This window comes from Pseudomonas sp. MIS38 (assembly GCF_019891575.1).
Classification (GTDB): Bacteria; Pseudomonadota; Gammaproteobacteria; order Pseudomonadales; family Pseudomonadaceae; genus Aquipseudomonas; species Aquipseudomonas putida_A.
This window is the reverse complement of sequence record NZ_JAFLXF010000001.1, coordinates 263,462-275,154: the sequence shown is the minus strand read 5'-3', so window position 1 is coordinate 275,154 and position 11,693 is coordinate 263,462. Positions and strand designations below refer to the sequence as shown.

Genomic DNA, 11,693 nt, shown 5'->3' with positions numbered 1-11,693 from the left:
GTCGTAAGATGCCCCTCACCGCACTCTGAATTAAAGCTCAAGCCATGGCCCCACGAATAAAAACCAGCGAGCGCATCGTGCAGAACAGCCTCGAACTGTTCAATCAGCAGGGCGAGCGCAGCATCAGCACCAATCACATCGCCGCCCACATGGAGATTTCTCCGGGCAATCTGTACTACCACTTCCCGAACAAGCAGGCGATCATCGCCGTGCTGTTCAGTGAGTACGAGACGCTTGTGGACAGCTTTCTGCGCCCGCCGCAGGGGCGTGCCGCCACCGTCGAAGACAAGCGCTATTACCTCAAGGAGCTGCTGTCGGCGATGTGGGGCTACCGCTTTCTGCATCGGGATCTTGAGCACCTGCTCGACAGCGACCCGGACCTGGCCGCGCGCTACCGGCGTTTCTCTCAGCGCTGCGTGATTCAGGGCATGGCGATCTACGAAGGCTTCGTCGCCGCCGGCATTCTCAAGATGGATCGGGTGCAGATCGAATCCCTGACGATCAATGCCTGGATCATCCTCACCTCGTGGGTGCGCTTTCTGTGCACCACCCGGGAAAACTCCAACCACCTCAGCGAGCAGGCCATCAAGCGTGGCGTGTATCAGGTGCTGGTGCTGGAAGCCGGATTCGTCACCGATCAGGCCCGTGAAGAGGTGAATGCCTTGTTCGACGAGTTCTACGTGCCGCTGGCCCAGGCCCTCGAGGAAGGGCGGTAACCCATTTCGAAGTCGCTCACAGGAGTCCGTTATGCCGATTGCGCAACTGCTCAGCCCGAATGCACTGGATGCCCGCAAGGAGCAGCCGGGGCTGGTGATTCTCGATTGTCGTTTTGCCCTCGAAGACCCGGACTACGGGCAGCGCAGCTATGCCGAAGGGCACATCGCCGGCGCCCGCTTCGCCGACCTTGAGCGTGACCTCAGCGGCAAGGTGATCAAAGGCGTGACCGGGCGTCACCCGCTGCCCGAACCGGCGGCATTGATCGAACGTCTGCAAGCCTGGGGCATCAATGCCGACAGCGATGTGGTTTTGTACGACGACGGCCCCGGTGCCTATGCGGCCCGCGCCTGGTGGTTGCTGGCGTGGCTGGGCAAGCGCGATGGCGTGTTCATTCTCGACGGCGGGCTGAAGGCCTGGCACGCGGCGGGTCTGCCGCTGAGTCTGGACGCGCCGTCGGTCAGCCGGGGCAACTTCAGTGGTCAGCCGGACATGAAACTGCTGCTGAGCGCCGAGCAATTGCACAAGCGCCTCGGTCAGCCGTCCCTGACCCTGATCGACGCCCGGGCCTTGCCGCGCTTCAAGGGTGAGGTGGAGCCGATCGATCCGATTGCCGGGCACATTCCCGGCGCGCAATGTGCGGCGTTTACCGAAAACCTCGGCAGCGACGGACGCTTCCTGCCAGCAGAGCAGCTCAAGCAACGCTTTGCTGCGAAACTCGGCGAGCGTTCGCCTTCGGAGCTGGTCGCTTACTGCGGCTCCGGGGTGACGGCGTGTCACAATCTGTTCGCGTTGTGCCTGGCGGGGTATCCGCTGGGTTCGTTGTATGCCGGGTCGTGGAGTGAGTGGATCAACGAGCCTTCTCGCGGGATTGCCACCGGCGAATAAAGTCACCATACCCCCAATGTGGGAGCGGGCTTGCTCGCGAAAGCGGTGTGTCAGTCAACCATGATGTGTGCTGAAACACCGCTTTCGCGAGCAAGCCCGCTCCCACAGGGGTTAATCGTCGCTGACAGGTTGTCGGGCACTGCGATACGCCGCCGGCCCCACGCCATACACCTGCTTGAACTGCCGGCTCAGATGACTCTGATCGGCAAAGCCCAGTTGCATGGCGACTTCCACCGGCAGGCAACCGTGCTGCAATAAACCCCGGGCCGTGGCGATGCGCTGCTGCATCAGCCAGGTGTGTGGCGGCATGCCGGTAGCGCGGCGGAACACCCGGGCGAAGTGGAAGGGCGACAGATTCACTGCGGCCGCCAGCTCTTCCAGCGACGGCGGCGCAGCGAGTTGCGCATGTAGCAGCTCCTTGGCCATCACCACCGCGCGGTGCTCTTTGCCCGGTTTGCCGTTGATCTGCACCGCCGCATGCCGTTGCAACAACAGCATCATCATTTCGCGCCACATCGTCTGCTGTTGCAGGGCGGTGGCGGGGCTTTCCAGCAAACGATGCAACTGACAGAAACCGTTGACCAGATCCGGGTCGCGGTACAGCGTTGCGCCGAAGGCCGGCATCGGCGCGGTGGGCAGTTCCAGTTCTTCGAGCAGTGAAACGATCTGTCCGGTATCGGGATAAAACGCCCGGTACAGCCAGCCGTCCTCGGTGCCCTTGTGCCCGGTGTGCAATTCGTCCGGGTTGATCAGCACCAGCGTGCCGCTGCCGGCCAGGTGTTCGGCACCGCGATAGCGATAACGCTGGGCACCGGCCATGATCATGCCGATCACATAGCCGTCGTGGACGTGCGGGGCGAAGCGATGCTCGATGTAGCGCGCCGACAGCAACTCGACCCCGGCCAGCGGCGCGGTTTGCCAGAACCGGATCGACTCGCCCTGATCGCTCATGACGTCACACGGGCCAGCCATTGCGGGATGCGCCGTTCCAGGTAGTAACCGGGCTGGCGCAACGTGCCATCGACAAACCCGACATGCCCACCCTTGGCCTGCAGCTCGAACCGGGTGCTGGCGGACAGCTCTTCGGCCGTCGGCAAGCTGTGGGGGAACACGAACGGATCGTCAGCGGCCTGAATGATCAGGGTCGGGGTGCGGATCTCGCCGAGAAAGTAGCGACTCGACGCCCGGCGATAGTAATCCTCGGCATCGGTAAAGCCGTGCAGCGGCGCGGTGACCCGGCCGTCGAAGTCCCAGAAAGTCCGCATGTTCTCCAGCGAACCGAGCGCCGCCAGAGCCGCCAGGCCATCCTCGCGCCCGTCGTGCTGGAACTGGCGTTGCTTGTTCTTGATGTAGGCGACCATCTCGCGCATGAAGTGCGCCTGATAAACCTTGGAAAATCCCTTGCCAATGCGGTCTGCACACTGATCAAGACGAAACGGCACCGACACCGCCACTGCACCGAGCACGCCGCTGTCGCTGCCGGTCTCGCCCAAATGCTTGAGCAATACATTGCCGCCGAGGGAATAACCGACCGCATACAGCGGCGCCAGCGGGCGCTTGGCACGCAAGTGTTGGATCGCTTCGGCGAGGTCTTCGCTGGCGCCGGAGTGGTAACTGCGCGGCAGCAGGTTGGGTTCGCCGGAGCAACCGCGCCAGTTCAGCGCGACGCTGGCCCAGCCTTGCGCGGCGAGGGCGGCCTGAATCCCGGCGATGTAAGGCGAATTCGAAGAACCGGTCAGCCCATGCAACACCAGCACCAACGGCGCCTCGGCGCTGTGCGGGCCATGCCAGTCGAGGTCGAGGAAGTCGCCGTCATCCAGCCACAGGCGTTCCCGCTCGCGATCAAGGTGGACGGTTTTGCGCCACAGCGGCCCCCACAAGGTTTGCAGGTGCGGATTGCCGAGGCCGAAGGCGGGGGTGAAGCGTTCAGTTTCCAGAGGGCACACACCTTTTGTGGCGAGGGAGCTTGCTCCCGCTGGGGCGCGAAGCGGCCCTTTTTGGGGACTGCTGCGCAGTCCAGCGGGAGCAAGCTCCCTCGCCACAGGGTTGTTCAATACGTTCAGTTAACGGCCATACGTTGCCACAACGCGTAGTACACCCGCCCGGATTTCTGCTCGCGGTGCAGGCGCCAGTTGCCCGGCAGGCCCAGCGTCGAAGGCGCGGTCTCGCTTTCAGTGTAGATCCACGAATCCGGCGCCAGCCATTGGCGCTCTTCCAGCAGGGCGCAAACGGCCGGCAGCAGGTTCTGGTTGAACGGCGGATCGAGGAACACCAAGTCAAACGGCGTGGCGACCTGGGTTTCCAGATAACGCAGCGCGTCGGCGGTCTGCACCTGGCCGTTGGTGCAGCGCAGGGTGCCGAGGTGTTCCTTCAGGCTCGATACCGCTACGTGGCTGGCATCCAGCGCCTGACCCATGGCTGCGCCACGCGACAGTGCTTCAAGAAACAGCGCGCCGCTGCCGGCGAACGGGTCCAGCACCTTGGCCCCGGCCACATACGGCGCGAGCCAGTTGAACAGGGTTTCGCGCACGCGGTCCGGTGTCGGGCGCAGGCCCGGTGCATCGGGGAAGCTCAGTTTGCGGCTGCGCCATTCGCCGCCGATGATGCGCAACTGGTTCACACCGTTGTGGACGTTCTGCACAGGTTTTTTAGGACGAGTAGCCATTAATGCTCCGGAACCCCGAGCGGTTGCTCGGCAGGTTTATCAGATGGGGCCGGTAACGGCTTTTGCGGCACGGTCGGGCCAGCGCTGACGATGACCAGTTTGTCCGTGCTCAGGTGTTTGTTCATCGCGTCTTTGACCTGCTCGACAGTCAGGCTCTGGGACTGACGCATGAAGTCATCCAGATAGCTCAACGGCAGATTATAGAAGCCCATGGCGCCCAGTTGGCCGACGATATCGGCGTTGCTTGCGGTGGACAGCGGGAAGCTGCCGGCCAGCTCGCGCTTGGCGTCGTCGAGTTCTTTCTGGGTCGGGCCGGTCTTCAGATAATCGGCGAGCACGTCCTGCACCAGTTTCAGCGTGCCTTCGCTCATTTCCGCGCGGGTTTGCAGGTTGATCATGAACGGGCCGCGAGCCTGCATCGGGCTGAAACCCGAGTACACGCCGTAGGTCAGGCCACGCTTCTCGCGCACTTCGCTCATCAGGCGCGTACCGAAACCGCCGCCACCGAGGATCTGGTTACCCATCGACAGCGCCGCGTAATCCGGGTCGTCACGGTCGATGCCCAGCTGTGCGAGCAGCAGGTTGGTTTGCTTCGACGGGAACTCGATGTGATTGACGCTGGCTTTCGGTTCCTGCGGCTGGGCGATTTTCGACAATGCCGGGCCTTTAGGCAGGGCGCCGGAGACCTGATTGGCAATCGCCTCGGCTTCGGCGCGAGACAAGTCACCGACCAGCGCGATCACCACGTTGCCGGCCGCGTAGGCCTTGGCGTGGAATTCACGCAGTTGCGCCAGAGTGATCTTCGGCACGCTCTGCGCATTGCCGTCACTGGAGTGCGCGTATGGGTGATCGCCGTACAAACGCTTCATCAGCTCGAGGCTGGCGAGTTTGCCGGGGTTCTGTTTCTGGTATTCGAAACCGGCGAGCATCTGGTTCTTGATGCGCGCAAAGGAATCGGCCGGGAAGGTCGGTTTGCCCACCACTTCTGAGAACAGCTTCAGCGCCGGCTCGCGCTGGTCGGCGGCGCTCAGACTGCGCAGCGAAGCCAGCGCCATGTCCTTGTAGGCACCATTGCCGAAATCCGCACCGAGGCCTTCGAAGCCTTGGGCGATGGCGCCGACGTCTTTGCCGGCCACGCCTTCGTTGAGCATGGCGTTGGTCAGGACTGCCAGACCCGGTGCATTGCCATCCTGACTGCTGCCGGCGGCGAAGATCAGGCGCATATCGAACATCGGCAGCTCATGGGCTTCGACGAACAGCACCTTGGCGCCTTCGGCGGTGTTCCAGGTCTGCACGTCGAGCTTGCGGCTGGCCGGGGCCTTGCCGTCGAGTTCGGCCAGCGATTGCAGCTTCTGGCTGGTCTTGGCGTTGTCCAGTGCTTCGCTGGCGTCGGTTTTGACACCGGGCATCAGATAGAACGCGGCGGAGCCGATGACCGCCACAGCGATCAGACCAAGCAACAGGCGTGGGGATTTGCGCTCACTCATGAGTCGTCTCCAGTGGCAGGACATGGGCGACGCTGAGACGTTCGCGGGTGAAATACAGCTTGGCGGCGTTCTGGATGTCTTGCGGGGTCACGCTTTCCAGATCGGCGAGTTCGGTGTCCATCAACTTCCACGACAGACCGACCGTTTCCAGTTGGCCGATGGCGGTGGCCTGACTGGTGATCGAATCACGTTCGAACACCAGGCCGGCAATCACTTGTGCCCGCACGCGCTCGAGTTCTTCGGCGGACGGTGCGGTGGTTTTCAGCTGTTCCAGCAATTTCCACAGACCGGCTTCAGCTTGCGCCATGGTCTTGTTCTTCTGGGTGTTCGGCGTCGCCGACAGGGTGAACAGGCTGTCGCCACGGGTGTAGGCGTCGTAGCTCGACGAACCGCCCGAGACCAACTCTTCACCGCGCTCCAGTTGCGTCGGGATGCGCCCGCTGTAGCCGCCGTCGAGCAGCGCCGAGATCAGGCGCAGGGCGTTGACCGAGCGCTTGTCTTCAGCAGTGGCAATGCTTGGCACGTTGAAGCCGAGCATCAGGCTGGGAAGTTGGGTCTGCACATGCAGGGTGATCTGGCGCTCACCCGGCTCGGCCAGTTCCAGCGGTTTCTTCGCCGGTGGCACGTCGCGCTTGGCAATCGGCCCGAAGTAGCGTTGGGCGAGGGTCTTCACTTCATCGGGGGTGACGTCGCCGACCACTACCAGCGTGGCGTTGTTTGGCACATACCAGGACTGATACCAGTGGCGCAGCTCTTCGACCTTCATCCGATCGAGGTCGGCCATCCAGCCGATGGTCGGTGTGTGGTAGCCGCTGGCCGGGTAAGCCATCGCCTTGTAACGCTCGTAAGCCTTGGACATCGGCTTGTCGTCGGTGCGCAGGCGACGCTCTTCCTTGATGACTTCGATTTCCTTGGCGAACTCGTCAGCCGGCAGGCGCAGATTGGCCATGCGGTCGGCTTCCAGTTCGAAGGCCACGCCCAAACGGTCGCGGGCCAGCACCTGGTAATACGCGGTGAAATCGTCGCTGGTGAACGCGTTTTCTTCGGCGCCCAGATCGCGCAGGATCAACGAGGCTTCGCCGGGGCCGACTTTCTCGCTGCCCTTGAACATCATGTGCTCAAGCGCGTGGGACAGGCCGGTCTGGCCCGGGGTTTCGTAGCTGGAACCGACCTTGTACCAGACCTGCGACACCACCACCGGCGCGCGATGGTCTTCGCGCACGACGACCTTCAGACCGTTGTCGAGGGTGAATTCGTGGGTCGGTTGCGGGTCGGCCGCCAGGGCCGAAAGGGGCAGGCAGACTGTGCTGAGCAGCAGGCCTGCAGCGCGGCGGGCTAGAGCATTCATTCGTTTTTTAACCTGTTGGGCTGCCCGCTTGGTCTTAGCGTCGGCGGGCGAGAGGGTGCTAGGATACTGATCCGTTTTACCGGCGACCACGCCTATCAGGTTTTCAGGCCTGATGCGGTTGTATAGGTTGGCGGCAGAAAGCTGCGGTTTATCGACTAGACTTCGCTTTTTCGCCGATTTTGCCGGTTTAGTCCTTCGTTAATACGAATCTTTGGGGTGCCGCTGGCGCCTCGACAAAATGTTGCGCGTGAACAAGCTGGATGAAACACAGTCTGTTCTGCATCGAATATTTATTTGCCGGGGCGCCCTTATGGCGCGTCGCTACCGTGAGATAGCCGTCCTCCATGTTTGGTTCCAACGACGACAAGAAGACCCCAGCTGCGGCTGGCGAGAAGAAAAGCCTGTTCGGATGGCTGCGTAAGAAACCGCAGGAACCCGTCGTCGAACAGCCGCCCGCGATTCCTGAACCGGCTCCGACGCCAGCGCCTGCTATAGAAGAAGAGCCGGCGCCGATCGTGCTGCCGATTGCCGAGCCGGTGCTGCAACCGGTCGAGCCCGAGCCAGAACCTGAAACTCCGGTGGCGGCCGAGTTGTCACTGACCGCGGTGACCGAGCCGTGGCTGACCTTGCCGGTGGCGGAAGAGCCGGTGGCCTTGGTCGAAGAGGCTGCGCCGCATGTGACGCCGCCGATTCCTGCACCTGCCGCGTTCGTCCCTGAAGTCGCTCCGGCGCCATTGGTTGAGCCGGTTGTCGAGCCTGCGCCGGTTGTTCCCGAGCCAGTGACCCCGGTGGTCGTCGCCCCTGTTGCGCCGGTCGTGCAGCAGCCCGAGCCTGCACCTGCACCTGCACCTGCACCTGCACCTGCACCTGTCGTCGCTGCTCCGGTGGTGCCGGTAGAAGTGGTTGCTGAAACGCCAGTGGAAGCCCCGCGCAGCGAAGAAACCAAAGTCGGCTTCTTCGCCCGCCTCAAGCAAGGCTTGTCGAAAACCAGCGCCAGCATCGGCGAGGGCATGGCCAGCCTGTTTCTCGGCCGTAAAACCATTGATGACGATTTGCTCGATGAGCTGGAAACCCGTCTGCTGACCGCCGACGTCGGTGTCGAAGCCACCACGCAGATCATCCAGCGCTTGACCCAGAAGGTCGCACGCAAAGAGCTGGCCGACGCCGACGCGCTGTACAAGTCGTTGCAGGCCGAGCTGGCAGCGATGCTCAAGCCGGTCGAGCAGCCGCTGAAAATTGCCTCGCAGAACAAGCCGTTCGTGATTCTGGTGGTCGGCGTCAATGGCGCCGGCAAGACCACCACCATTGGCAAGCTGGCGAAGAAGCTGCAACTGGAAGGCAAGAAAGTCATGCTCGCCGCCGGTGACACCTTCCGCGCCGCTGCCGTTGAGCAGCTGCAGGTCTGGGGCGAGCGCAACAAGATCCCGGTGATTGCCCAGCACACCGGTGCCGACTCTGCTTCGGTGATCTTCGACGCCGTGCAGGCCGCCAAGGCCCGTGGCATCGACGTGTTGATCGCCGACACCGCCGGTCGTCTGCACACCAAAGACAACCTGATGGAAGAGCTGAAGAAAGTTCGCCGGGTGATCGGCAAGCTCGACGCCGACGCACCGCACGAAGTGCTGCTGGTACTTGATGCCGGCACCGGTCAGAACGCGATCAACCAGGCCAAGCAATTCAACCAGACCGTCGAACTGACCGGCCTGGCGCTGACCAAGCTCGACGGTACCGCCAAGGGCGGGGTGATTTTCGCCCTGGCCAAGCAGTTTGGTCTGCCGATCCGCTACATCGGTGTCGGTGAAGGCATCGACGATCTGCGTACCTTTGAAGCCGAACCCTTTGTCCAGGCACTGTTTGCCGAGCGGGAGCGTTCATGATTCGTTTCGAACAGGTCGGTAAACGCTACCCGAACGGTCACGTCGGCTTGCATGAGCTGAGCTTTCGAGTCCGTCGTGGCGAGTTTCTGTTTGTCACCGGTCACTCCGGTGCCGGTAAGTCCACGCTGTTGCGCCTGTTGCTGGCGATGGAGCGTCCGACCAGCGGCAAACTGCTGCTGGCCGGGCAGGACCTGAGCACCATCAGCAACGCGCAGATTCCGTTCCTGCGTCGGCAGATCGGCGTGGTGTTCCAGAATCACCAGTTGCTGTTCGATCGCACGGTGTTCAACAACGTCGCGCTGCCGCTGCAGATTCTCGGCTTGTCCAAGGCCGAAATCGCCAAGCGCGTGGATTCGGCGCTGGAGCGCGTGGCGCTGTCGGATAAAACCGATCTGTACCCGGGCGACCTGTCCACCGGTCAGCAACAGCGCGTCGGCATCGCCCGCGCCATCGTCCACCGTCCAGCCCTGCTGCTGGCGGACGAACCGACCGGTAACCTCGACCCGCGTCTGGCGGCCGAGATCATGGGCGTGTTCGAAGACATCAACCGCCTGGGCACCAGCGTGCTGATCGCCAGTCACGACCTGGCGCTGATTGCGCGCATGCGCCACCGCATGCTGACCCTGCAACGCGGCCGACTGATCGGCGACGGGGAGGCCGGCGTATGAGTGCGACACGCAGTCCGAAGGTATCCGAGCGCGTGGCCCCGAAAGCCGCCGACCCGCAACCGCCAAAGAAGAAAAAACACGACGATGACGACGGCCCGGACTTTTCCACGCTGTTGCGTTCGTGGATCGAAAGTCACCGTGCCAGCCTGCTCGACAGCCTGCGGCGCCTCGGCAAGCAGCCGATCGGCAGCTTCTTCACCTGCATGGTGATGGCTGTGGCGCTGAGCCTGCCGATGGGCTTGTCACTGCTGATCAACAACGTCGAGCGTCTCGGCGGTTCGTGGCAGCGTGCGGCGCAGATTTCGCTGTACCTGCAGCTGGATGTCACGCCCGCGCAGGGTGAATCGTTGCGCGAGCAGATCAAAGGCATGCCCGGCGTCGCTAATGCCGAATATGTCGGTCGTGATCAGGCGCTGGAAGAGTTTCAGCAGCAGTCCGGTCTGGGCGAAGCCCTGCGCGAGCTGCCGGAGAACCCGCTGCCGGGCGTGGTGCTGGTGACCCCGAACGAGGTCGACAAGCCGACTCTGGAAGCATTAAGACAAAAACTTTCCGAGCTGCCGAAGGTACAACAGGCGCAACTTGATCTAGTCTGGGTCGAGCGTCTGGCCGCCATCCTCAAGCTCGGTGACCGTTTTGTCTTCGGTCTGACGGTGCTTTTGGTGTCTGCATTACTTTTGGTGATAGGCAATACCATTCGTCTTCATATTGAAAACCGCCGCACAGAGATAGAAGTGATTAAACTCGTCGGCGGCACTGACAGCTATGTACGTCGCCCCTTCCTTTATATGGGCGCGTTGTATGGCTTCGGTGCGGGTGTTCTGTCCTGGGGTGTGCTGGCGTTCGGCCTGAACTGGCTGAACGACGCGGTGGTTGGACTGGCCGGCTTGTACGGCAGTGATTTCGCGCTGGCCGGAGTGCCAGTTGCCGACGGTCTGTCGCTCTTGCTTGGCGCGGTGCTGTTGGGTTATATCGGTGCATGGATTGCAGTCGCACGTCATCTCAGGGAGCTGGCGCCGAAGTAGAATCTTTTTTGCGCGTGATTGACCTTGCGGTTTTTTGGGAACTTGTACTTGAATTCCCGGTCAATTTTTCGCAGTGCCGAGAGGCACGAGTATGTAAGTGGGAGGTTTTTTCGCATGACCAATTCTTTGCAACCTGCGTACGCGTTGGTTCCGGGTGCGAACCTGGAAGCCTATGTGCACACCGTCAACAGCATTCCATTGCTGACGCCGGAGCAGGAGCGTGAACTGGCCGAGAGTCTCTACTATGAGCAGGATTTGGGGGCGGCTCGGCAGATGGTGCTCGCCCACCTGCGATTTGTCGTACACATTGCCCGTAGCTATTCCGGCTACGGTCTGGCTCAGGCTGACCTGATCCAGGAAGGCAACGTCGGTCTGATGAAGGCGGTAAAACGCTTCAACCCGGAAATGGGTGTGCGTCTGGTGTCGTTCGCCGTGCACTGGATCAAGGCGGAAATTCACGAGTTCATCCTGCGCAACTGGCGCATTGTGAAAGTCGCGACCACCAAGGCCCAGCGCAAGCTGTTCTTCAACCTGCGCAGCCAGAAGAAACGTCTGGCGTGGCTGAACAACGAGGAAGTCCACCGTGTGGCGGAAAGCCTTGGCGTCGAACCACGTGAAGTGCGCGAGATGGAAAGCCGCCTGACCGGTCATGACATGGCCTTCGATCCGGCTGCAGAGGCCGATGACGACAGTGCTTTCCAGTCGCCGGCCAACTACCTGGAAGACCACCGGTACGACCCGGCGCGTCAACTGGAAGATGCCGACTGGAGCGACAACTCCAACCACAACCTGCACGAAGCGCTGGAAGTGCTGGACGAACGTAGCCGCGACATCCTCTACCAGCGCTGGCTGGCAGAAGAGAAAGCCACGCTGCACGACCTGGCGCAGAAGTACAACGTGTCGGCCGAGCGGATCCGTCAGCTCGAGAAGAGCGCGATGAACAAGCTCAAATTGTCGATCGCCGCATAACCGGCGCTCAGGCAAACAAAAACGCCCCGATCAGCGATGATCGGGGCGTTTTCAT

11 protein-coding genes are annotated in these 11,693 nt (G+C 62.1%); 6 read left to right on the top strand and 5 right to left on the bottom strand.

Annotation, left to right across the window (positions count from 1 at the left end; all coding sequences use genetic code 11):
* Window positions 1–44 precede the first annotated feature (44 nt).
* On the top strand, window positions 45–716 hold the full coding sequence (locus J1G18_RS01220; RefSeq protein WP_027610562.1) for a TetR/AcrR family transcriptional regulator: 672 nt from the start codon (window positions 45–47) through the stop codon (window positions 714–716).
* A 31-nt stretch (window positions 717–747) separates the two neighbouring features.
* Window positions 748–1,602: a sulfurtransferase gene (locus tag J1G18_RS01215; RefSeq protein ID WP_134784884.1), complete on the top strand. Its 855-nt coding sequence runs from the start codon at window positions 748–750 to the stop codon at window positions 1,600–1,602.
* 111 nt (window positions 1,603–1,713) lie between these two features.
* Here the strand turns inward: J1G18_RS01215 and J1G18_RS01210 are convergent, their stop codons facing one another.
* The 5 genes from J1G18_RS01210 to J1G18_RS01190 all read right to left on the bottom strand — a co-directional run bounded on the left by J1G18_RS01210 (window position 1,714) and on the right by J1G18_RS01190 (window position 7,102).
* A complete protein-coding gene (locus tag J1G18_RS01210; RefSeq protein ID WP_135296958.1) occupies window positions 1,714–2,553 on the bottom strand; it encodes an AraC family transcriptional regulator in 840 nt (279 codons plus the stop codon).
* Window positions 2,550–3,548 (bottom strand): hydrolase, encoded by a 999-nt coding sequence (locus J1G18_RS01205; protein ID WP_139055190.1) that lies wholly within the window; start codon window positions 3,546–3,548, stop codon window positions 2,550–2,552. The genes J1G18_RS01210 and J1G18_RS01205 overlap by 4 nt, the downstream gene beginning before the upstream one ends.
* 113 nt (window positions 3,549–3,661) lie before the next feature.
* Complete coding sequence (gene rsmD / locus J1G18_RS01200) at window positions 3,662–4,267, bottom strand: 16S rRNA (guanine(966)-N(2))-methyltransferase RsmD (RefSeq protein WP_223006970.1); 606 nt, start codon at window positions 4,265–4,267, stop codon at window positions 3,662–3,664.
* Window positions 4,267–5,754 carry a M16 family metallopeptidase gene (locus J1G18_RS01195; RefSeq protein WP_223006969.1) on the bottom strand — a complete coding sequence of 496 codons (1,488 nt, stop codon included), beginning with the start codon at window positions 5,752–5,754 and terminating at the stop codon, window positions 4,267–4,269. Before J1G18_RS01195 ends, rsmD begins: the two co-directional genes overlap by 1 nt.
* The gene (locus J1G18_RS01190) at window positions 5,747–7,102 is read right to left on the bottom strand and encodes a M16 family metallopeptidase (protein WP_098966083.1); all 1,356 of its coding nucleotides are present in this window, start codon (window positions 7,100–7,102) and stop codon (window positions 5,747–5,749) included. Before J1G18_RS01190 ends, J1G18_RS01195 begins: the two co-directional genes overlap by 8 nt.
* Before the next feature lie 344 nt (window positions 7,103–7,446).
* On the opposite strand from J1G18_RS01190, the gene ftsY reads away from it, so the two are divergent.
* The 4 genes from ftsY (at window position 7,447) to rpoH (ending at window position 11,638) form a co-directional block, all read left to right on the top strand.
* Window positions 7,447–8,979 (top strand): signal recognition particle-docking protein FtsY, encoded by a 1,533-nt coding sequence (gene ftsY, locus J1G18_RS01185; RefSeq protein WP_223006968.1) that lies wholly within the window; start codon window positions 7,447–7,449, stop codon window positions 8,977–8,979.
* Window positions 8,976–9,647: a cell division ATP-binding protein FtsE gene (ftsE, locus tag J1G18_RS01180; RefSeq protein ID WP_003229148.1), complete on the top strand. Its 672-nt coding sequence runs from the start codon at window positions 8,976–8,978 to the stop codon at window positions 9,645–9,647. Before ftsY ends, ftsE begins: the two co-directional genes overlap by 4 nt.
* Window positions 9,644–10,669 (top strand): permease-like cell division protein FtsX, encoded by a 1,026-nt coding sequence (gene ftsX / locus J1G18_RS01175; protein ID WP_223006967.1) that lies wholly within the window; start codon window positions 9,644–9,646, stop codon window positions 10,667–10,669. Before ftsE ends, ftsX begins: the two co-directional genes overlap by 4 nt.
* Window positions 10,670–10,783: 114 nt before the next feature.
* The gene (gene rpoH, locus J1G18_RS01170) at window positions 10,784–11,638 is read left to right on the top strand and encodes an RNA polymerase sigma factor RpoH (RefSeq protein WP_003229146.1); all 855 of its coding nucleotides are present in this window, start codon (window positions 10,784–10,786) and stop codon (window positions 11,636–11,638) included.
* The last annotated feature ends 55 nt before the right edge of the window (window positions 11,639–11,693 follow it).

Bases quoted from the DNA above. Each gene is read 5' to 3' on its own strand.
- J1G18_RS01220 (WP_027610562.1), top strand. From the start codon at position 45: ATGGCCCCACGAATAAAAACCAGCGAGCGCATCGTGCAGAACAGCCTC.
- J1G18_RS01215 (WP_134784884.1), top strand. From the start codon at position 748: ATGCCGATTGCGCAACTGCTCAGCCCGAATGCACTGGATGCCCGCAAG.
- J1G18_RS01210 (WP_135296958.1), bottom strand. From the start codon at position 2,553: ATGAGCGATCAGGGCGAGTCGATCCGGTTCTGGCAAACCGCGCCGCTG.
- rsmD (WP_223006970.1), bottom strand. From the start codon at position 4,267: ATGGCTACTCGTCCTAAAAAACCTGTGCAGAACGTCCACAACGGTGTG.
- J1G18_RS01195 (WP_223006969.1), bottom strand. From the start codon at position 5,754: ATGAGTGAGCGCAAATCCCCACGCCTGTTGCTTGGTCTGATCGCTGTG.
- J1G18_RS01190 (WP_098966083.1), bottom strand. From the start codon at position 7,102: ATGAATGCTCTAGCCCGCCGCGCTGCAGGCCTGCTGCTCAGCACAGTC.
- ftsY (WP_223006968.1), top strand. From the start codon at position 7,447: ATGTTTGGTTCCAACGACGACAAGAAGACCCCAGCTGCGGCTGGCGAG.
- ftsE (WP_003229148.1), top strand. From the start codon at position 8,976: ATGATTCGTTTCGAACAGGTCGGTAAACGCTACCCGAACGGTCACGTC.
- ftsX (WP_223006967.1), top strand. From the start codon at position 9,644: ATGAGTGCGACACGCAGTCCGAAGGTATCCGAGCGCGTGGCCCCGAAA.
- rpoH (WP_003229146.1), top strand. From the start codon at position 10,784: ATGACCAATTCTTTGCAACCTGCGTACGCGTTGGTTCCGGGTGCGAAC.